This window comes from Flavobacterium foetidum, assembly GCF_004634245.1.
Lineage (GTDB): Bacteria > Bacteroidota > Bacteroidia > Flavobacteriales > Flavobacteriaceae > Flavobacterium > Flavobacterium foetidum.
In genome coordinates this window covers 204,522-226,108 of the sequence record NZ_SJTF01000001.1, presented here as the reverse complement: position 1 = coordinate 226,108, position 21,587 = coordinate 204,522, and the positions used below count along the sequence as shown (strand labels likewise).

At 34.9% G+C, this 21,587-nt stretch carries 22 protein-coding genes and 1 pseudogene; 6 read left to right on the top strand and 17 right to left on the bottom strand.

The features are described 5' to 3' along the window. Positions 1–6: 6 nt before the first annotated feature. The 3 genes and pseudogenes from hemN to E0W73_RS21715 all read left to right on the top strand — a co-directional run. The gene (gene hemN / locus E0W73_RS01015; protein ID WP_135220226.1) at positions 7–1,371 is read left to right on the top strand and encodes an oxygen-independent coproporphyrinogen III oxidase; all 1,365 of its coding nucleotides are present in this window, start codon (positions 7–9) and stop codon (positions 1,369–1,371) included. Between the two features lie 85 nt (positions 1,372–1,456). Further along, a complete protein-coding gene (locus E0W73_RS01010) occupies positions 1,457–1,753 on the top strand; it encodes a nucleotidyltransferase family protein (protein ID WP_135220225.1) in 297 nt (98 codons plus the stop codon). A gap of 126 nt (positions 1,754–1,879) precedes the next feature. Then, positions 1,880–1,975, top strand: a pseudogene (locus E0W73_RS21715) (HepT-like ribonuclease domain-containing protein); the annotation flags it as partial. A 162-nt stretch (positions 1,976–2,137) separates the two neighbouring features. Here E0W73_RS21715 and E0W73_RS01000 read toward each other — a convergent pair. From E0W73_RS01000 to E0W73_RS00965, 8 genes are all read right to left on the bottom strand, one after another. After that, entirely contained in the window at positions 2,138–2,839 is a 702-nt protein-coding gene (locus tag E0W73_RS01000; protein ID WP_135220224.1) for a sulfite exporter TauE/SafE family protein, read from the bottom strand. A 7-nt stretch (positions 2,840–2,846) separates the two neighbouring features. Then, complete coding sequence (locus E0W73_RS00995) at positions 2,847–3,296, bottom strand: FixH family protein (RefSeq protein ID WP_135220223.1); 450 nt, start codon at positions 3,294–3,296, stop codon at positions 2,847–2,849. 12 nt (positions 3,297–3,308) lie between these two features. Next, on the bottom strand, positions 3,309–4,727 hold the full coding sequence (gene ccoG, locus E0W73_RS00990) for a cytochrome c oxidase accessory protein CcoG (RefSeq protein WP_135220222.1): 1,419 nt from the start codon (positions 4,725–4,727) through the stop codon (positions 3,309–3,311). A 10-nt stretch (positions 4,728–4,737) separates the two neighbouring features. Continuing rightward, positions 4,738–5,673: a cbb3-type cytochrome c oxidase N-terminal domain-containing protein gene (locus E0W73_RS00985; RefSeq protein ID WP_135220221.1), complete on the bottom strand. Its 936-nt coding sequence runs from the start codon at positions 5,671–5,673 to the stop codon at positions 4,738–4,740. 3 nt (positions 5,674–5,676) lie between these two features. Continuing rightward, positions 5,677–5,871 carry a cbb3-type cytochrome oxidase subunit 3 gene (locus E0W73_RS00980; RefSeq protein WP_135220220.1) on the bottom strand — a complete coding sequence of 65 codons (195 nt, stop codon included), beginning with the start codon at positions 5,869–5,871 and terminating at the stop codon, positions 5,677–5,679. Positions 5,872–5,878: 7 nt separating this feature from the next. After that, positions 5,879–8,062 carry a cytochrome-c oxidase, cbb3-type subunit I gene (gene ccoN / locus E0W73_RS00975; RefSeq protein WP_135220219.1) on the bottom strand — a complete coding sequence of 728 codons (2,184 nt, stop codon included), beginning with the start codon at positions 8,060–8,062 and terminating at the stop codon, positions 5,879–5,881. A 2-nt stretch (positions 8,063–8,064) separates the two neighbouring features. After that, entirely contained in the window at positions 8,065–8,256 is a 192-nt protein-coding gene (ccoS, locus tag E0W73_RS00970) for a cbb3-type cytochrome oxidase assembly protein CcoS (RefSeq protein ID WP_095930917.1), read from the bottom strand. Between the two features lie 116 nt (positions 8,257–8,372). After that, positions 8,373–10,760: a heavy metal translocating P-type ATPase gene (locus tag E0W73_RS00965; RefSeq protein WP_135220218.1), complete on the bottom strand. Its 2,388-nt coding sequence runs from the start codon at positions 10,758–10,760 to the stop codon at positions 8,373–8,375. 201 nt (positions 10,761–10,961) lie between these two features. Here E0W73_RS00965 and E0W73_RS00960 point away from each other — a divergent pair, with 201 nt between their 5' ends. After that, positions 10,962–11,645 carry a Crp/Fnr family transcriptional regulator gene (locus E0W73_RS00960; RefSeq protein WP_135220217.1) on the top strand — a complete coding sequence of 228 codons (684 nt, stop codon included), beginning with the start codon at positions 10,962–10,964 and terminating at the stop codon, positions 11,643–11,645. Here E0W73_RS00960 and mazG read toward each other — a convergent pair. The 3 genes from mazG to def form a co-directional block, all read right to left on the bottom strand. Then, positions 11,642–12,412, bottom strand: a complete 771-nt coding sequence (gene mazG, locus E0W73_RS00955) for a nucleoside triphosphate pyrophosphohydrolase (protein WP_135220216.1) — start codon at positions 12,410–12,412, stop codon at positions 11,642–11,644. The genes E0W73_RS00960 and mazG overlap by 4 nt on opposite strands. Positions 12,413–12,511: 99 nt before the next feature. After that, the gene (locus E0W73_RS00950; RefSeq protein WP_135220215.1) at positions 12,512–12,997 is read right to left on the bottom strand and encodes a DUF5606 family protein; all 486 of its coding nucleotides are present in this window, start codon (positions 12,995–12,997) and stop codon (positions 12,512–12,514) included. A 62-nt stretch (positions 12,998–13,059) separates the two neighbouring features. Continuing rightward, positions 13,060–13,650 carry a peptide deformylase gene (gene def / locus E0W73_RS00945; protein ID WP_135220214.1) on the bottom strand — a complete coding sequence of 197 codons (591 nt, stop codon included), beginning with the start codon at positions 13,648–13,650 and terminating at the stop codon, positions 13,060–13,062. A 201-nt stretch (positions 13,651–13,851) separates the two neighbouring features. Between def and E0W73_RS00940 the strand changes: the two genes are divergently transcribed. Next, positions 13,852–16,074: an FUSC family protein gene (locus E0W73_RS00940; RefSeq protein ID WP_135220213.1), complete on the top strand. Its 2,223-nt coding sequence runs from the start codon at positions 13,852–13,854 to the stop codon at positions 16,072–16,074. Positions 16,075–16,111: 37 nt separating this feature from the next. On the opposite strand, the gene E0W73_RS00935 is transcribed toward E0W73_RS00940, so the two are convergent. The 5 genes from E0W73_RS00935 to E0W73_RS00915 form a co-directional block, all read right to left on the bottom strand. Further along, entirely contained in the window at positions 16,112–17,605 is a 1,494-nt protein-coding gene (locus E0W73_RS00935) for a malate:quinone oxidoreductase (protein ID WP_135220212.1), read from the bottom strand. 126 nt (positions 17,606–17,731) lie between these two features. Then, entirely contained in the window at positions 17,732–18,145 is a 414-nt protein-coding gene (ruvX, locus tag E0W73_RS00930) for a Holliday junction resolvase RuvX (protein WP_135220211.1), read from the bottom strand. 39 nt (positions 18,146–18,184) lie between these two features. Continuing rightward, entirely contained in the window at positions 18,185–18,466 is a 282-nt protein-coding gene (locus E0W73_RS00925; protein WP_135220210.1) for a type II toxin-antitoxin system RelE/ParE family toxin, read from the bottom strand. Beyond that, entirely contained in the window at positions 18,456–18,749 is a 294-nt protein-coding gene (locus tag E0W73_RS00920; protein ID WP_244248409.1) for a hypothetical protein, read from the bottom strand. Before E0W73_RS00920 ends, E0W73_RS00925 begins: the two co-directional genes overlap by 11 nt. Positions 18,750–18,844: 95 nt before the next feature. Beyond that, positions 18,845–19,474, bottom strand: coding sequence for a PAS domain-containing protein (locus E0W73_RS00915; protein WP_135220209.1), 630 nt, complete (start codon positions 19,472–19,474; stop codon positions 18,845–18,847). Between the two features lie 265 nt (positions 19,475–19,739). Between E0W73_RS00915 and E0W73_RS00910 the strand changes: the two genes are divergently transcribed. Continuing rightward, positions 19,740–20,555, top strand: a complete 816-nt coding sequence (locus tag E0W73_RS00910; protein ID WP_125719511.1) for a 2,3,4,5-tetrahydropyridine-2,6-dicarboxylate N-succinyltransferase — start codon at positions 19,740–19,742, stop codon at positions 20,553–20,555. Between the two features lie 272 nt (positions 20,556–20,827). Here the strand turns inward: E0W73_RS00910 and E0W73_RS00905 are convergent, their stop codons facing one another. Further along, positions 20,828–21,574, bottom strand: a complete 747-nt coding sequence (locus E0W73_RS00905) for a glycosyltransferase family 2 protein (RefSeq protein WP_135220208.1) — start codon at positions 21,572–21,574, stop codon at positions 20,828–20,830. Between the last annotated feature and the right edge of the window lie 13 nt (positions 21,575–21,587).

The following is a 21,587-nucleotide window of genomic DNA, read 5'->3' as shown; positions in this document are numbered from 1 at the left end:
GTCTTTATGAAAATTTCTTTGACTCAAAAATACAATGTACCAGGTCCGAGATATACCAGTTATCCAACAGTACCCTATTGGAATGAAGCCGATTTTACAACAGAGAAATGGACTACAACACTTCAAAAATCTTTTTCTGAAAGCAACTCTACAAATGGAATCAGCTTATATATTCACCTTCCATTCTGCGAAAGCATGTGTACTTTCTGCGGATGCAATAAACGAATCACAAAAAATCATTCTGTAGAAGAAAAATACATTCAAGCTCTTCTAAAAGAATGGAGAATGTATTGTGAACTGCTTCCTGAAAAACCCATTGTTAAAGAAATTCATTTAGGAGGAGGAACTCCAACATTCTTTTCCAAAGAAAACTTGGAAAATCTTATAAACGGAATTTTTGACCAAGCTCTAAAAGCCGACGATCATGAATTTAGTTTTGAAGGACACCCAAACAATACTACTTACGAGCAACTTAAAAAACTATATGAATTAGGTTTTAGACGCGTAAGTTTTGGTGTTCAGGATTATTCGGCAACTGTTCAAAAAGCCATTAATAGAATTCAGCCATTTCATAATGTTGCCAAAGTAACTTTTTGGGCAAAGGAAATCGGTTACACTTCAATTGGACACGATATTATTTTCGGACTTCCTTTTCAAACCATAGAAGATGTCATTGATACTGTCGAAAAAACAAATTCGTTAAAACCAGACCGATTAGCATTTTACAGCTATGCTCACGTGCCATGGATAAAAGGAAACGGGCAAAGAGGATTTAATGATGAAAATCTTCCTAAAGATGCCGAAAAAAGAAAACTATACGAAATTGGTAAAAAACTTCTGATTCAAAATGGTTATCACGAAATTGGCATGGATCATTTTGCATTGACCGAAGACAGTTTATATAAAGCAGCACACAACGGAAAGTTACACAGAAACTTTATGGGTTACAGCGCTTCTAAAACACAAGTTATGATTGGTTTAGGCGTTTCTTCTATTAGTGACAGCTGGTATAGTTTTGCTCAAAATACCAAAAGCCTTGAGGAATATTATGAGATTTTGGAATCTGACCAACTTCCTGTTGTTAAAGGTCATATTTTAAATGAAGAAGATTTAATCATTAGAAAACATATTCTGAATTTAACTTGCGAACTACAAACCTCTTGGACAACAGAATCTTTAAATTTCACAGAGCTTCCTGAAGTTTTAATTGCTTTACAAGAAATAGAAAATGACAATCTGATTGTTATCGAAAGCAATAAAATCAAAATTACAGAAGAAGGTAGACCATTTGTTCGCAACATCTGCATGGCTTTCGACTTGCATCTAAAAAGAAAGTCCCCAGAAACCAACTTGTTTTCGATGACTGTATAAACAATAATACTACCAGCCACATAGGGCAATCTTTTGAAAATCTAACTTTTAAAGACAATCTTTTGTATATTTTAAAAAAGTTATCATGACAACAAAAGACAGCATATTAAAAACTCTGAAATCGAATAAGCAGAAGCTTTCTAAATTCGGTATCCGGAATGTTGGTTTGTTTGGTTCTTATATCCGAAATGAACAATCTTTTGAAAGTGATATCGATTTATTGATTGATTTTGAACCTGACAAGGAAAACTTTGATAATTACATGGCGGTTTATGACTTCTTTGAAAATCTATTCCAAAATGAAAAAATCGAAGTTGTTACTAAAAATGGTTTAAGTCCGTACATCGGTTCCAAAATTTTAAATGAAGTTCAATATGTCTAAAGATCATAAAGAATATCTTAGACATATTCAAGACGAGTGTTCCTATATCTTGTCTGTCAGCAAAAATTTATCATCTGAAGATTTTCTTAAAGATGAAACTCTAAAACGTGCAGTTGTAAGAAGTTAGAAATCATTGGAGAAGCTACTAAGAAAATCCCTTCAGATTTTAAAGCTGACAAAGATTCTATTCAATGGAAAAATATGGCTGGCATGCGAGATTGACTTATCCATTACATGGGAGTAAATTATACTATTGTTTAGGACGTAATGAAAAATAAAATTCCCGAGATTAATAAGCTGATTTCAAAATTCTTAACACAAGAATAAAACATAATTTCATTCATCATGTTTTATAAAAACATAAGTTCTTTAACTTATAATCCTCTAATGACAATTAGGAGTCTGTTGTACAAATAAACTCATATTAGAAGGAGAAATATATGGAATTCCAAGTCCTAATCCTCTCAGAATAAACAAAACTCCAATAACAACAGTAACATATGGAATTGCTTTTTGGATTTTATTTCTGAAAGGCAATTTTAGTAATGAATTTATATATACTACAATTGTCATTAAAGGCATAGTTCCGATTCCGAATAAAAGCATATACAAAACACCAAAACCAGCACTTTGCATCGCGATTGCTCCAAATAATGCTACATAAACCATTCCGCATGGCAAGAATCCGTTTAGGAGGCCGATTGTAAAAAGCGATTTAAAACTTTTATTTTTAAACTGTGCTCCTAGATTTGATTTCACTTTTGCGATGATTTTGTAAATTGGCTTAGAAAAATTATAATTCGCCAATTTTTTCTCCGGAATCAAAACTACAATAATCATAATAATACCAATAAAAATTGACATTTTCTGCTGTAGACCGGCTAGAAAAAAGCCTCTTCCTACTAATCCAAAAACCAGACCTATTGACGCATAAGCTGTTAAACGTCCTAAATGATAAGTAAGAATCTGAATTACTTTTTTCGTTTCATTTTTATGATCAACAGGAAGCATCATAGCGATAGGCCCACACATGCCAACGCAATGCAGACTACTGATAAGACCTAAAATAAAAGCTGAGAATAACATTTTGTTATTAATTTACGTATATCACTTCTTTAGTTAAATATTTTTTGCCTTCGTACTGCCATTCCATATTAACATCCCATCGTCCTTTTAATAATTTTTTCTGTGGAATTATAATTTCTGAATTCGTTAAAGCGATTTGTGTATTAAAATCAAATTTTTTGTTTGAAGGTCTGTATAACTGAATATTTCCTTTCACTTTATCGCTTTCAAATCCTGCCGGAAAAATTACAGCCACTCCATTTTCGGTATATTTGATTGATGGCTTATACTGTAAATCTTGAGCGTTTTGTATTCTCGCCATTTCTTCCTGATAGTGTGTATCGTGTTTGTAGTACTCTTCGATAACCAGATCGTTATCGTATTTAGAATTTGATTGTACTTCAAAAACAAAATATAAAATAAACGTCATAAACAATCCGAATGCAATGACAATGCCGGTACCCCAATTGATTTTCATAATCTCATAATTTTAATTAAAACTTCGCGGTCCTAAGAAATTTGTTGTTGTTGTCTGTAGGAGTTTAGAACCGTTATAAACTCCAATCTTAACTTTTGTTTTATCACTTTCCAGTAATACTTCATCTATTTCGATAAATAATGTTCCTTGAGAAATAGCTTCTTTTGCAACTTTAAAATGTCTTTTTCCAACATTCTTGATTTCTCCTTTCTGGTCAATCAATTCAAAATGAATATCTTTATAATCCTGCATGGTCTTGTTTACAATCTTATAAGTGTAAACATTACTTATTTTGTCTCCATTATGTTGGAACAATTGCCCTGGTAAGCGCAAAATAACAGCTTGAACATTTGTTCGTAAAAACAACATTCCGACAAAGACACTCAACAAAATAAAGAGAACAGCCGTATAACCTTTCATTCTTGCAGTAAATTTAAAAGGCTCTTTTTTGGCAATCTCATCTTCAGAAGCGTAACGAATCAAACCTTTTGGCAATCCTACAGATTCCATAATATGATCGCATTCGTCTATACAAGCTGTACAGTTTGTACATTCTAGCTGTGTTCCGTTTCTAATGTCAATTCCCATCGGGCAGACATGAACACATTGCAAACAGTCAATACAATCTCCTTTTCCTGTTAATGCTCGATTTTCTTTTTTGTTGAATTTGGCACGTCCTGCTTCTTTTTCACCACGAACAAAATCATAAGCAACGTTTATCGATTTATTGTCTAATAGCACGCCTTGCAAACGCCCATACGGACACGCAATGATACATACTTGTTCTCGAAACCACACGAAAACGAAATAAAAAATGCCAGTAAAAATAAGCAGTGCAATAAAATTACTTGCTTGTGATATCGGGCCTTGTTGGATCATTAAGAACAAAGACTCACTCCCAACCAGATAAGCCAAAAATACATTGGCAATTAAAAAAGAAATCAAAAAGAAAATAGTCCATTTGATAAGTCTCTTACGGATTTTCTCAGCATTCCATTCTTGTTTTGCTAAGCGAGTCTGTGCTCCTCGGTCTCCATCAATCCAGTATTCAATGCGACGGAAAACCAATTCGAGAAAAATAGTCTGCGGACAAATCCAGCCGCAAAAAAATCTTCCAAAAACTACAGTAAACAAAATGACAAATACAACACCGACCAGCATTGAAACCACAAAGAGGTAAAAATCTTGTGGCCAGAACGGAAATCCAAAAATATTAAAACGACGTTCTATGAAGTTGAACATCATAAATTGGTTTCCATTTATTTTAATAAACGGATTTACGAATAAAATTGCCAATAAAACATAACTGACGATCTTTCGGTAATCATAAAATTTACCAGACGGTTTTTTAGGAAAAATAAATTTTCGTTTCCCACCTTCATCTATTGTTCCAATGGTGTTTCTAAAAGCTTCGTCTGGTAAATTTGACATGGTATTCTAATTATTTTTTAACTTCAGTGGTATCTTTTGTGGTTGCGGCGGCATCTTTTTTTGGAGCACTTTCGTCTACCCAAACTTCACCTTCTGCTTCTTTCGCGTCTTTAGGGTTACTTCCTTGTAAAGACAGAATATAACTTGCAACTTTCTGTATTTCTTTTGGTTTGAGCGTTCCTTTCCAGGCAATCATCCCTTTACCGTCTCTACCTCCATTTGTAATGGTGTGGAAAAGATTTTTAATACCTCCTCCCAAAATCCATTTGTCATCTGTAAGGTTTGGTCCGATTTGACCTCCTGCATCTGCACGGTGACAAGCTGCACAATTGGTTGTAAAGATGGTTTTACCTTCATCTAGACTTGGAGCATCTGTTAGCAAAACAACTGTTTTTTCGTCCATTAGATCTGGGGCAGTTTTCATGTATTCTGCAACATCAATTTTTGCTTGGGCTAATTCTTTCTTCAGCTCCATTTCTTGGTTGTCGGCTCCTAAAACATCGTAACGAACTACGTAAATCACACCAAAAATGATACAGATATAGAACAAATACACCCACCAAGGCGGTAAATTATTGTCTAACTCTTTAATTCCGTCATAATCATGATCCATCAAAAGTTCTCCTTCTTTTTCTATTGGAGAGGTTTTAGTTAATTTCTGCATTAGGTTTTTAAACCAAGTGCTTTCTCTAAAACTTAAACTTTCTTCAAGTTCTTTTTGTGCTCTTTCTTCTGGTGTCAGTAACTGATACATCACTCGATTTACTGCGCTCAGCGTAATTTCGATTGCAATCAGAATAAACAAAAAGACAAATAAAAAGAGCGAAACCATTGGATATTTTATAAAAGCAGCTCGATCTCCTGAGTCTACAAAATATTCCATCAAAGCAAATACGATGAAAAAAATCAACGGTACTCTAACATATACTGGGAAAAACTTTTTCATTTTTTATCTATCTTTTGTAATTACACTAAGTCCTTCATCTAAAGGTATATTACTCATTTCCTGAATTTTTTCTTTTCTATAAGAGAACACCCATAAGCCTAATCCTACGAAGAATAAGAAGAAAATCAAGAGGGAAATTATCGGGTAAATTTCTATACCCGATATGGTTTCCATATTGTGTTTTATTTGCTCAAACATAATTCAGTTATTTAGTTTGTTTTACTTTAATATCTGTACCAAGTCTTTGAATATAAGCAATTAAAGCAACGATTTCTCTTTCGTTCATCGGAACAAAATTCTCGCCTTTTGCGGCAGCTTTTTTACGGCTGTCTTCGTAGCTCTTCACAAAATCAGGATCGCTTTCTAAGCTTTTTTCGATTTTAATTGCCTGATCTCTTAAAGTTTTCTGTGCGTTGGCAACCTCTTCTGGAGAATAAGGAACTCCTAACGAAATCATTGCCTGCATTTTCTTTTGTGTCAATGAAATATCCAAAGCTTTATTATCGAACAGCCATTTGTAACCTGGCATGATAGATCCTGCTGAGGTGCTCTGCGGATTCCACATATGGTTAAAGTGCCAGTTGTCATTATATTTGCCTCCAACTCTTTGCAAATCTGGACCCGTACGTTTTGATCCCCATAAGAATGGATGGTCGTAAACAAACTCTCCTGCTTTTGCCTGAACTCCGTAACGTTCTACCTCATGTCTGAAAGGACGAACCGATTGTGAGTGACATCCAACACAGCCTTCTCTGATGTATAAGTCACGTCCTTCAAGCTCTAATGGCGTATAAGGTTTTACGCTTGCTATCGTTGGTATATTAGATTTTACCATAATCGTTGGCACAATCTGGATAATACCACCAATTAAAATTGCGATTGTAGCCAAAATAGTTAACTGGATAGGTTTTCTTTCTAACCAAGTATGGAATTTCTCTCCACTTAGTCTGCTGCTTTTTATGGTTTGCAAAGCTGGAGCCTGAGCCAATTCATCTTCAATAGTATTACCAGCTCTAACCGTCATTATGATATTGTAAACCAATGTAAACATACCCACTAAGTACAACGTACCACCGATAGCTCTCATCCAATACATCGGCATAATAGCGGTTACTGTTTCTAGGAAGTTACCATAAGTTAATGTTCCGTCTGGATTAAATTGCTTCCACATTGATGCTTGTTGGAAACCAGCCACATATAACGGAATAGTATAAATAATGATTCCTAAAGTACCAATCCAGAAATGGAAGTTTGCCAATTTCTTAGAGAATAAGTTCGATTTTGTCATTCGTGGAATTAACCAATAAATAATACCAAACGACATAAAACCATTCCAAGCCAAAGCACCTACGTGTACGTGCGCTACGATCCAGTCGGTATAGTGTGCTAGGGCGTTAACATTTTTGAGAGATAACATCGGTCCTTCAAAAGTTGCCATACCATAACCCGTAATTGCTACTACGAAGAATTTTAAGACTGGTTCTTCACGAACTTTGTCCCAAGCACCTCTTAAAGTCAAAAGACCGTTGATCATACCTCCCCAAGATGGAGCGATTAGCATTACTGAAAACGCAACTCCTAAATTCTGTGCCCAGTTTGGCAATGCAGAATACAATAAGTGGTGCGGTCCTGCCCAGATATAAATAAAAATCAAGGACCAAAAGTGAATGATAGATAATCTATAAGAATAAACCGGCCTGTTGGCAATTTTAGGAACAAAATAATACATTAATCCTAAGAACGGAGTTGTAAGGAAGAATGCCACCGCATTGTGCCCGTACCACCATTGTACAAGAGCATCCTGAACCCCTGCATATACAGAGTAGCTTTTTAAAGCTGAAACCGGAATTTCGATATTGTTAAAAATATGCAGTACCGCTACCGTTACAAATGTTGCTAGATAAAACCAAATTGCTACATAAAGGTGACGCTCTCTACGACGCAACATGGTCCCAATCATGTTGATTCCCATTACAACCCATATTAATGCGATTGCAATATCGATAGGCCACTCTAGTTCTGCATATTCTTTAGAAGAAGTATAACCTAACGGAAGTGTAATTGCCGCCGCCACGATGATCAGCTGCCAGCCCCAGAAATGAAGATTACTTAAAAAATCGCTAAACATTCTGGCTTTTAGCAATCTCTGCAGCGAGTAGTACATACCAGCAAAAAAGGCATTACCCACAAAGGCAAAAATAACTGCATTGGTGTGTAACGGTCTTAATCGGCCGTAACTAAGCCACGAAATCCCATCTGTGATGTTGGGAAAAAGGTACATTACCGCTAGGGTAAGTCCCACTAACATACCCACAACTCCGAAGAGTATTGTGGCGTAAATGAATTTTTTTACAATTTTGTTGTCGTAATAAAACTGTTCCATTTCCATAATTATACTTGTTTTTCTTCGATTGGTGAATTATTATTTTGGGAATTAATTTTGGTTTCGTCATCAAAAAGAATTCTGACTGAAGGTGTATAATCATCATCATACTGCCCAGATTTGACAGCTGCGATAAAGGCAATAAAGAAGCAGATTGCCACAAAAATACTTACTGAAATTAATAGATAAATAACACTCATACCCTAGATTTATAGAAACAAAATTACTTTGTTGAGGGCGTATAAAATATGATAATTATCATGAACAAAAAGATATGTTAAATTTAGAAAAAAATATCTTTTTGAACAATCAAAAATCAATCTAAATTTCTATTACTGAAATAGTTAGACATAAAAGTTACAAAGCTCACAATCGTAATTGTACTCAACGGCATAATGATCGCGGCAACCAGCGGCAGCAGGTTTCCTGTAACTGCAAATGCAAGGCCGACGACATTGTACAGTAACGACAAAGTAAAGCTCATTTTTATGATTGAAATCGCCTTATGAGAAAGCTTTAAAAAGTAGTTTAAGCGTGAAAACTCCATTGCATCCAATATTGCATCACAAGCTGGGGAAAAGACATTGACATTCTCAGAAATCGAAATTCCGACATTGCTTTGCGCTAAGGCTCCGGCATCGTTTAGACCATCTCCAACCATCATTACATTTTGCCCCTTATCCTGAAGATTTTTAATGTATTGCAGTTTTTGTTCTGGTTTTTGATTGAATATAAGCTCTGTCCCTTTAGGCAGAATCGCTTCTAGATTTGCTCTTTCGCCATCGTTGTCTCCTGAAAGCACTTTTATCTCGTAGTCTTTACTGAGTGTCACAAAAAGTTGTTCAAGCCCTTCCCTATATTGATTTTGAAAAGTGAATTTCCCGAAATAAACGCCATCGATTTTTATATGAAGAGCCGTTTTTTCTATTTCTGAACCATCTGCGACTATATCGTCTACAAATTGTCCAGACCCAATTTTTATTTCTTTTCCATCAACGACAGCCAAAATACCTTTTCCAGTAATCTCCTGAAAATCTTCAACATTCAGACGTTTGGCTTCTGGAAGAAAATCGTAAAGCATACGGCTCAAAGGATGATTTGACCCTCGTAAAACATTTTTAATCAGCCCCGTATCTGATTCAGAAATCGTATTTCCTTCATAGAGGATATTCGATTTTTTATTGGTGGTAATAGTTCCTGTTTTATCAAAAACGATAGTGTCTACTTTAGCAAGCTGTTCAATGACAATGGCGTTTTTTAAGTAAAATTTCTTTTTGCCTAAAATTCTCAAAATATTTCCGAAAGTAAACGGAGCTGTAAGCGCCAATGCACAGGGACAAGCCACAATCAAAACTGCTGTAAAAACATTAAATGCAGTATTGCCGTCTATAAAAATCCAATAACCAAAACCTGCAAATGCAATAAGCAGTAAGCTTGGGGTGAAATACCGACTTATTGCATCTGTTATGGTTTTATGTTTTTGGTCTACTTTTTTCTGAAAAATCTCATTGCTCCATAATTGAGTCAAGTAACTTTGCGATACAGAATGCAATACTTCCATTTCGATAACTTTTCCAATCTGCTTTCCTCCTGCAAAAACTTTGTCTCCCGACTTTTTGGTAATAGGGACCGCCTCACCTGTAACAAAACTATAATCTATTTCTGCGCTTTCGCTGATTAAAATTCCATCAACCGGAATAAGTTCTTGATTTCTAATTAGCAATCGGTCTCCTTTTAAAACATCGTAAATCGCAACATTTTCTTCTGAAGAATCTTTATTGATTTTGGTAACGGCAATTGGAAAATAGGATTTAAAATCTCTTTCAAAACTTAAAAAACTATAGGTTTTGATTTGAAACATTTTACCAAGAAGCATAAAAAATACTAAACTCGCCAAACTGTCAAAAAAGCCTGGTCCATGATCCATGAGCATATCGTACGTGCTGCGAATGAACATCACGATAATTCCTAAAGCAATCGGAATATCGATATTCAGCATTTTGCTCCTGATACTGTGATAGGCAGAAACATAGTAACCGCTTGCTGAGTACAGGAAACTCGGCAATGCCAAAAGAAAAATCAATAGTCTAAAAAATGGTTTGTAGCTGTCGAGCCAGAATTCTTTCATCTCGAAATATTCCGGAAACGAAAGAAGCATAATATTTCCAAAGCAGAAAAACGCAACACCCAATTTATAGGTTAAGCTTCTGTCTACTTTAGCTTTTTCTGATCCGTAATTTTCTAAACTGATATACGGCTCATAACCAATAGAACTCAACAGATATACGATTTCCTTTAAAGAAACCACATCAGAATTATAGGTAATTCGAACCTTTTTCTCATGAAAATTAACTTGGGAAGTGCTAATTCCTGATTGTAAACGATTCAGATTCTCGAGAATCCAGATACAAGAACTACAGTGAATGTGCGGAATATTTAAAGAAACAATTGCTGTATCTCCTTCCTGAAATTCTAAAACCTTAGAAAGTATAGCTTCGTTTTCTAGAAAATCATATTTGCCTTTGATGTCTTGCGGTGTGGCACCAGGCGACTTTTCAAAATCATAATAAGAGGTTAAGTCATTAACGCTAAAAATTTCGTAAACCGTTTTACAGCCTGTGCAACAAAACTTTTTATCATCAAAATCAATCTCCTCATTTTGTTCAATTGTTAGACCACAATGAAAACAACTTTGCTCTTTCATAAACTTGTTTTTATATGTCGCAAATTTCCAATTAAAGCACAATTATTAAGATGATAATTGTCATGTTCTATTGAAATAGAATTCTAATTTACTAAAATTAAAGGTCCTAATTGCCTGAAAACCTTATTTATAATAATTTTACGATCTAATAATGCCAAAAAGTCTTAAATATGCTTAATTTTGCATCAAACAACTATTGCCATGAGTAAATGTGATCAATGCATTGTACGTCAGTTAAGTTCTCTAAAAGCCCTTAATAAAGAAGAAGTTATAAAATTAGCTAATAGTAAAACGAGCTATAAAATCAAAAAAGGCGAAGCTATTTTTGAAGAAGGCGAAATTACTAATGGCGTTTTCTGCGTTAAAGACGGCATTGGTAAACTTTCTAAACTTAGCGCAAATGGTAAAGATCAAATCGTGAAATTGGTCAAATCTGGCGAACTTTTAGGCCAGCGCTCCATGATCAGCAACGAACCGGCAAACTTAACTGCAAAAGCTGTTGCCGACATGGAAGTTTGTTTTATTCCGAAATCTGAAATCATTAATTTTTTCAACAGCAATAATCAGTTTTCTCTAAACATGATGCAGTCTGTTTGTGAGGATTTAAAGGAATCTGAAAATGAAAAAATTGCCTTAGTTCAGAAAACTGTTAAGCAGAGACTTGCTGAAACATTGCTTCATTTGCATGACGAATTTGGCGAAGATACAGACAAGACGCTCAAAGTGCAGTTGACAAGAGAAGAATTGGCTGGAATTATCGGTACAGCAACCGAAAGCTGTATCCGTCTATTGTCTGATTTTAATAAATTAGGCTTAATTGAATTGGTTGGCAAAAAGATTATGCTAAAAGATGTTCGTGCGTTAAAAAAATTAGCCGATAACTAAAGTTTTTTGGCTTCGTTCCAGAAAATATCCATTTCTGCCAAAGTCATGTCCATTAACGGTTTTCCGATTTCTTCTGCTTTTGATTCTAAATATTGAAAACGTTTTATGAATTTTTTATTCGTACGTTCGAGTGCATCTTCTGGATTAATGTTTAAAAATCTTGCATAGTTGATCATCGAAAACAAAACATCTCCGAATTCCTCTTCGATTTTGTCTTGATTTCCAGATTTTACTTCATCTTGCAATTCTTGTAATTCTTCTTGCACTTTATCCCAAACTTGGTGCGGTTCTTCCCAGTCAAAGCCCACTCCTTTTACTTTATCCTGAATTCGGCTTGCTTTTACCAATGCTGGAAGACTTCTTGGAACTCCCTCTAAAACAGATTTTTTACCTTCCTTAAGCTTTAATTTTTCCCAGTTTTGTTTTACTTCCTCTTCATTTTCAACTTTTACATCGCCGTAAATATGAGGATGACGGTGAATCAGTTTTTCACAGATTTCGTTGCAGACATCTGCTATATCAAAATCGTTGGTCTCACTTCCTATTTTAGCATAAAATACGATGTGCAGCAACAAGTCTCCGAGTTCTTTTTTAACCTCATTAAGATCATTATCTAGAATAGCATCTCCAAGTTCATAGGTCTCTTCAATAGTAAGATGTCTCAAAGTTTGCAAAGTCTGTTTTTTATCCCACGGACATTTCTCTCGCAGTTCATCCATAATGACCAACAATCTTTCAAATGCTTTTAGTTGCAATTCTTTACTCATCTTTTGAAGTTTTTTAGGGTTATAACCGTAGTGTAAAAATAAAAAATCCTGTCAAGAAAAACTCTTAACAGGATTATTATATTAAGGAAAAAGAAAATACTATTCTTCTTTTTTAGCTTTTGCCTTTTTAGCAGCTGGCGCTTTTTTTGGTTTTTCATCAGCAACAGGAGACTCCTCTTTTGGCTCTTCAACAGCCGGAGCTAAATCTGTCACCAAACCTTTTGCTTGAAGCGTGTTATACCAGTTTAATACTTTTTTAATGTCTGAAGGGTACACTCTTTCTTCATCGTAGTCTGGCAGAATTTCTTTGAAATAAGCAAGTAATACACCATTTTCTTCTTTATGAGAAATAGCTTGGCCTTTATTTTCCTTAATGGCTATTTGCTGCATAACTTCTGTTAATGGTTTTTCTCCTGTATGCGTGTAAATAGAAATTTCAGACAATAAACTTACATTGCTTTTTAAGCTTACAGTAATTTTTTTTCCATCAAGTAATGATTCTGCCACAAAACCTGTACGAGTTTGTACTTTTAATTCGTATAAACCAGGTTTTCCAGAAATGGCTAAAATTTTTGCTAAATTCATTTTTATTAAAATTAGTATTAAGAATTTTGATTTATTGTTTTGATTCTAATGGTATAGAAATCTTATCTTCCTTTTTTAGCGGCAAAAAATTTCATTCTGTACTCCTGAAATGTTTTTCCCTCGGTGATGTTTTTGAGTTTCTTCTGAATCAAACGTTTTTTGAGAGAAGATATTTTATCTGTAAACAAAACACCTTCAATGTGGTCGTATTCGTGTTGAATAACTCTTGCAATCAGACCGTCAAAAACTTCGGTTTTCATTACAAAATCTTCTTCACAATACTCTATTGTAACTGTTGGTTTTCTGTAAACATCTTCGCGTACATCTGGAATGCTCAGACAGCCTTCATTAAAACTCCATTCTTCACCTTCTTCTTTAACAATCTTAGCATTGATAAAAGTTTTTTTGAAACCTTTTAAATCTTTTTGTTCTTGTGAAGGAAGATCATCGTCATCGCTAAAAGGAGTCGTATCAATAACAAACAAACGAATCGGCAAGCCAACTTGTGGCGCAGCAAGGCCAACTCCGTAAGCATTATACATGGTTTCGTACATGTTTGCTATTGTTTCTTTTAAATTTGGATATTCTGGCGTTATTGCCTCTCCTACTTTTCTTAAGACAGGATCACCGTATCCTACAATTGGTAAAATCATTTGTATTTATTTATAATTTTATCTTACGAAAATCTCATTTACAAGTTACCGTAATTCAGCTGGCAAAAATAGTAAAAAATAGTCAATGAATAATTTTAAAGCCCTATTATCTCATATTTTTTCGAGACTGTTAAAAATCTCAGCCATTATTATGCCAAAATCACTAGTACAATTCTTATCTTTGTTTGTAAACCTTCTCATATGTTTGATCGTATAACGAAATTTACCAACAGTACTTCTTTTTTAAATGCGTCTAAAGTAACCATTGCTTCTGTTGTTCCTGTTTTAATCTTAAATTTTCTAGGTCATTTCGAAATCGGTTTTACTATTGCTCTTGGAGCATTTTTTACCTATCCCAGTGATATTCCGAGTTCACTAGGTCACAAAATAAAAGGGCTTATTGCTGCTTCCTTTATCGTAGCGGGCGTAAACTTGCTGGTCAATATCGTTTACCCGTATCCTGTCCTGTTTTATCCGTTTTTAGGCCTGCTGCTTTTTATGTGTTCAATGATTTCGGTCTACGGCCAGCGTGCGACTTTGATATCTTTCTCGGCATTGTTGTCAATTTCTCTTTCCTTCGGACATCTTCATAAAGGCCTAGAAGCTGTTGAGTATTCGAGCTACATTTTTATCGGCGGTATTTTATATCTTATCGTATCATTAGTTTTTCATTTTGTGCAACCTTACAAATATGTAGAACTTCAGATAGCCGAAGGTATTAAGCTTACCGCAAAATACTTGAAACTACGAGGAGATCTGTGGAGTCCAGAAGCAAATCGCAAAGCTATTATAGAAAAACAACTAGCCGTTCAGGTCGATCTGAATCTGATTCATGAAGATTTGAGAAAAATGCTTATCGGTAATCAGAACGCTTCTGCTACCACCAGCCAGAACAGAAAAATGCTTTTGGTTTTTATTACATTGGTTGAAATTCAAGAATTGGCTCTTTATACTTCTTTTGACCACAGCAAACTGCATGAAAAATTTGCAAAACATCCAAATGTCCTGCGAACCTATCAGAATGTAGCTTACAAACTGGCGGCGACGCTCAAAAAACTTTCTAAGAATGTTCATAGCATTAGTAATTATGTCGATAAGCAAGACCTAAAAAACGAACTTGACGCTTTAGAATTTGCCATTTTTGATTACGAAAAAACTCTAGGAAAAGAAGAAGCCGCTGAAGGCGTCCTGATGTTGACAAACATGCTAAAGTACGCCAAGAATCAAGTCGGCAAAATCAAAATTATTCAGCGTGCCTTTTCTCTGGCAATGCAGTCTTATAAATTAAAAGACAAAGACAAGGAGCTCGAAAAATTCTTGACGCCTCAATATTATCCTATACGAACATTGATAGAAAATCTAAGTTATTCTTCTTCAATTTTCAGGCATTCGATACGATTAACCATAACCATTTTAATCGGTTTAGCAATCGGGGGCGCATTAGACCTTCAAAACGAATATTGGATACTGCTTACCATCGTAGTCATCATGCGTCCTGGTTACGGCTTAACAAAAGAACGATCATATAACAGGATTTTAGGCACTATTGCAGGAGGAATAATCGCTTTCGGAATTGTTTCTGTTATCCAAAATCACATTGCTTTAAGCATACTCTCTATTATTTGCATGATGCTCGGAATTGCATTTACACAGATTAATTACAAAATAAGCGCCACTTTTGTCACAATGTATGTCGTATTCATTTACGGAATATTGGTGCCAAATATCGTCGAAGTAATACAATTCAGGATTGTAGATACGCTTGCCGGGGCAACTTTGGCATTTTTGGCCAACCAGTTTTTATGGCCTGCTTGGGAGTTTATCAACACCCCAATTCATATTGAAAATTCAATTCGCGCCAATCGAAACTACTTAAAAGAGATTGCTGATTATTACAACAAAAAAGGAGAAGTGCCAACCTCTTACCGATTGGCGAGAAAAAATGCTTTTGTCGAAATTGGCAATCTAATGACTTCTTTTCAGCGCATGATGCAGGAACCCAAGTCAAAACAAAAAACGATGCCTTTGGTTAACAAATTAGTGGTTTTAAACCATTCCCTTTTGTCAGCTTTGGCATCGCTTTCAACATACATTCAGTCACACATGACAACATCTGCTTCGGAATCATTCAATTATATCATCAAAACGATTTTGTCTAATTTAGACCATTCTATTTCCATTTTAAGAAATGAAACTATTCTAATGGACACTTTTTTTGATAAAGAAGATGTAACGCTGCAGTTTGAGGAATTAAAACGAAAAAACTTTACACGTCTCGCAGAAGACGACGACCTGGACAAAGAAACCCGTCAGGCCAAAATGCAGGAAGCTCAAATGGTAATAGAGCAATTGATCTGGATGAGTAATCTTTCTGAAAAAATACTTAAAAACACTACTGACCTAAAAAAAACAAATCCAGATTAATTCATCTGGATTTGTTGTAATAACTTAAAAAAGCAGTTTATTTTATTTTTAAAACATCTGCAGTATGTTTTCTAAGCTCTGCTAGAAGCTCAGGTTTGTCATTTAAAGTTTGTCCGTAAGACGGAATCATTTTTTTCAATTTGGCCTCCCATTCTGGAGTTATAATCTGATTTGCAAAACATCTGTTAATCAAATCGACCATAATCGCTACAGCTGTAGATGCCCCTGGAGAAGCTCCCAATAAAACTGCTAAACTTCCGTCTTTAGTGTTGATAACTTCTGTTCCGAACTCCAAAACGCCTCCTTCTTTTTCATCTTTTTTAATCACCTGAACACGTTGTCCTGCCTTTTCAAGTTTCCAGTCCTTCGAACGAGCAGTAGGCAGGTATTCGCGTAATGCTTTCATTCTGTCTTTTGGAGACTGACGAACCTGCTCAATCAAATACTTCGTAAGCGGAATATTGTGATATCCAGCCGCAAGCATCGGAATTAGGTTGTTCGGCTTAATAGACAAAGGCAAGTCTAGATAAGAACCGTTTTTTAAGAAACGAGTAGAAAATCCGGCAAAAGGTCCAAAAAGAAGCGCTTTTTCACCATCTATCACACGTGTATCAATATGAGGAACAGACATTGGCGGCGCTCCTACGCTCGCTTTACCGTATACTTTTGCTTGGTGTTTTGCAATAACTTCCGGATTCGTGCATTTAAGCCATTGACCGCTTACAGGGAAACCGCCATAACCGTGCCCTTCAGGAACATTAGCTTTTTCTAAAAGCGGCAACGAACCTCCTCCCGCACCAATAAATACAAATTTAGTATAGGCTTTACGTATTTTTCCGGTAGACAAATCTGTAATTTTAATTCTCCATGATTTATCTTCACGCTGTCTTAGCTTTTTAACTTCATGATTAAAAAACAATGAAACGCCTTCTTGTTTTTCTAAGTAACTGAACATACTTCTGGTCAGAGCACCAAAGTTGACATCGGTCCCCATTTCCATATGAGTAGCGGCAAGATTTTCGCCCTCTTCACGTCCTTCCATAACCAAAGGCATCCACTCTTTCAGCTGCTTAAAATCGGTACTGAAAGTCATGTCAGCAAAAATTGGATTACTTTGAAGCACTTCGAATCTCTTCTTTAAGTAAGCAACATTTTTATCGCCCCATACAAAACTCATATGAGGAACACTTTTAATAAAATTTTCTGGTGATGGCACTTTGTTCTGCTGTACCAAATAAGACCAAAACTGACGTGAAACCTCAAAAGATTCGGCAATACTTATCGCTTTTTTAGGGTCAATGCTTCCATCTGCTTTTTCTGGAGTGTAATTTAATTCGCAAAAAGCAGAATGACCCGTTCCTGCATTATTCCAAGCATCGGAACTTTCAGCAGCAGCAACATCTAATCTTTCGTAAATTTCAATTTTTATATCAGGTTGTAATTCTTTCAAAATTACTCCAAGAGTGGCACTCATTATTCCAGCTCCTATAAGTACTACATCACTATTTGAACGTATGGTTTCGTCAGGCATAACAGTATTTTATTTTAAAGTGCAAAGGTACTTTTTTAATTGCAAAAAAAAACTAATTTTTACATGATAAAAGTTAGGATTTTCTAAAAACCATTAAATTAAAAGCAAAAATAATGACGAAAGGCATTATTTTTTTGAAGAAAGATAATCTTGAAGCATAATAGTGGCAGAAATTTCGTCTATCAAGCCTTTGTTTTGACGCTGTTTTTTGCTTAGACCACTGTCAATCATGGTTTGAAATGCCATTTTTGATGTAAAACGTTCGTCTACGCGAATGACTTTCATTTCTGGGAAAATATTTGAAAAGTGCTTAACAAACCCGTTGATTACCGAAGCGCTCTCAGAAGGATTTCCGTTCATTTGTTTAGGTTCGCCTATTAGAACGGCTTCTACCTTTTCTTTAGTAAAATAATCTTTTAAAAAATCAACCAAAGTATGAGTTGGAACAGTAGTCAATCCCGATGCGATAATCTGCATTTCGTCTGTCACAGCAATACCCGTGCGCTTTTGACCGTAATCTATAGAAAGGATTCTTGGCATTTTGTTTTATTAGAAAAATAGAGTTGAATTTTACAAATTTCAAAGGGTTTCTTTATATTTTATAAAACCGAAAATAACGACCATATTTTTTTCAGGATTCACCTCATAAACAGCTACATACCCCTTAAAAACATAATCTCGTATATTCTCGTCATCAAAATATCTTGATTTTTTAAAATGAAAGGGATGCTTTAAATCTTTTTTGATGTTTTTAAGAAAATCTCTTCTAAATTTTAAGGCAGCTTTTGGTTTGTCCTTATAAATATAACGGACCTGATCTTTCAGCAACTCTAGAAATGTTTCAGAAATTTTAATTGTCATATTTTGAAAATGTTTCATCCAAAATTGAACTCGCTTCATCAACCGAATATAGCTTTTCACCACCACCTTTTAATTTAGCGTAAGCGATTTCCAGTTTTTTCTTATCCTCCTCAAAATTAGAATCAGAAAAACTATCTTCTTCTACAATTCTCAATTCGTCAGTAGAAAAAGAACTTAGCAATTTTAAGATCTTTTCTTTTATTTCAGGCTGAAATTCTAATCTTATAGCTTCCATCATACGTCTTTTTACAAAACAAAGATACCATTTTAAGTTTGATTTCAAGATTTAAAAACTCACAAAAAAATCCGTTCTGAAAAATCAAAACGGATTAATCCATATCCAATTATTAAAAAACTAAAAAAATTCACTCCAATAATCTATCTGCCAAATAGACGACCGAAGAACCCCCTTTGATCTTCGTGTTCGTCTTCTTCTACTTCAGAATAATTGGCAAATTTCGCTTGTGATTTCTCGTGCTCGTAAATCAGCTCCTTAATGTATTCTACATAAGACCTGTTTTTTTCTTCCAGAAATCCTATAAGGTATTTTTCGCTGAATTCAACACCGCTTGCGGCTTCAATCTGCAATAACTTTTTGTACAAAGGCTCTATATGCATAGCAATTACTTCTTGTGGCACAGACTGTCTTCTGGCAAAGTAATTGACGATGACATCATTTTCGTCTCTGGCAATATCAAAATCGGTAATAACCCAGTAGTATCTTCCAGACTTGGCACGATTTTTAACAATAGCATGAAAGTTTTTCCCGTTTTTAAGATTCTCCCAAAGCACTTTAAAAATAACTTTTGGCATATCTGGATGACGAATAATGTTGTGTGGCTGTCCCATCAACTCATAATCTTCGTAACCACAGACATCAACAAAAACTTCATTAGCATATTCAATTATACCAAAAGCATTTGTTTTGCTCATAATAACCCGAGTCTTATCCCAAGCTACCTCTTTATCAATTATTACTCTGTTGTTGTTCTGATTTTCTAGATTCATGTTAGACAGTGCTTATATATTTATTTCTGAATGGTTCCTTTTTTAAACGATGCAAAACTATTCACAATTAAATTTGCAAAATCTGACTTTTGTCATATTTTGATATAAAAAAAACTTCTAGGGGTAATTTTTAAAATTGACTATTTTAAAGACTAGTTATTTATTTATCAAATTTGACACAAAAAGTTATACCTGTAACTTTTTAGAATAGTTTTTGCTTTTTTGCATTTCTGTAAATACGCTATCTTTGCCAAAAATTTAAACTATGAATTCTTTACAGACTATAATCGAACAAGCTTGGGAAAACAGAGCTTTATTACAAGAAACAACTACAACTGACGCTATTAGAGAAGTAATCGAATTGGTTGATGCAGGAAAATTACGTGTTGCTGAACCAGTTGGAGACAAATGGCAAGTAAACGAATGGGTTAAGAAAGCAGTTGTTATGTATTTCCCAATCCAAAAAATGGAAACATGGGAATCTGGTATCTTCGAATACCACGATAAAATGTTACTTAAACGAAATTATGCTGAAAAAGGAATTCGTGTAGTCCCAAATGCGGTTGCTCGTTATGGCGCTTACATTTCAAGCGGGGTAATCTTAATGCCTAGTTATGTTAATATTGGAGCTTATGTAGACGAAGGAACAATGGTCGACACTTGGGCTACTGTTGGAAGCTGCGCACAAATTGGCAAAAACGTACACTTAAGTGGCGGTGTAGGTATTGGTGGTGTTTTAGAGCCATTACAAGCTGCTCCAGTAATTATTGAGGATGGTGCTTTTATTGGTTCTCGTTGCATTGTGGTAGAAGGTGTGCATGTTGGTAAAGAAGCTGTTCTTGGTGCTAACGTATGTTTGACTGCTTCGACAAAAATTATAGATGTTACGGGCGATGAGCCAGTAGAAATGAAAGGTTTTGTACCTGCACGTTCTGTTGTAATTCCAGGAAGCTACACTAAGAAGTTTGCTGCTGGAGAATTCCAAGTTCCATGTGCTTTAATCATTGGTACTCGTAAACCTTCTACAGATTTAAAAACCTCATTAAATAATGCACTTCGTGAATACGATGTAGCTGTGTAATACATAATTATAACTCTGTTGGGTGAAATTAATCGAACCCATAAGAACTATGAATTTCGAAGGCGTTTCAGTTGTTGCAAACAAACATGGCTACCGATTGTTAGAAACTAAATTTTAGTGTCTTCTATAGATATAAAATCTATGTTTCTATCTGTTGAATAGAAACAGGAATCACACCCAATGAGTTAAGTTATATAATTTTCAATTAAAAAAATCCAAATTTCATCGTCACATGATGGAATTTGGATTTTTTATTTTGACAAAACGCAATTTTATTTTTCTTTCTGAAGCTTCAAAAGTTTTGCATATTTCATATAAGAAAAGAAAGCCTGAATCATAGCAATCGACAACCCATCAATTCCGTTAAAAATTCCTTTCTTAAAAAAATAACAACGGATAAAGGCAACAGTTCCGTTTAAAACAGGCTTAAATGCATTTATTCTTTTCCCTTGGTCAAAGAGCTGTTGCGCATGCCAGCCAGAATATTGATTTTTTTTTGCAATAATCTGATCTAAAGAATCCCAGCCATAGTGCAAAATATGCACTGCTACTTTATTTTCATTCTGCGTAATGATTTTCTGATGTACTTTAGATGCAGAAGGATGAGCTGTCTGTTTGTTGAAAAAACGAACTTTATGATCTGGATACCAGCCAGAAAAATCGATTAATTTATCTGCTAGAAAGTTTTTTACTCTAAAGCTAAAAGCATCATAATTGCCCTCTAAATATTTTCCGTTAAGGATAAATTGCTCAGCATCTTTATCTAAGAACTCATCTGCATCTAGATTTAGAATCCAGTCGTTTTTACAAAAAGGCAAACCATGAGTTCGTTGTGGTCCGTCTCCCAAAAAAGCTTGTTCAATAACTATCGCACCTTTTTCTTTAGCAATTTCAACTGTACGATCCTTACTAAAAGAATCTACAATAATTACTTCTTCACAAACCTTAAACAAAGCATCAATACATTTTCCAATGTTTTTTTCTTCATTGAAAGTAATAACCAGACCGCTAATTTTCATTCTAAATTAAATT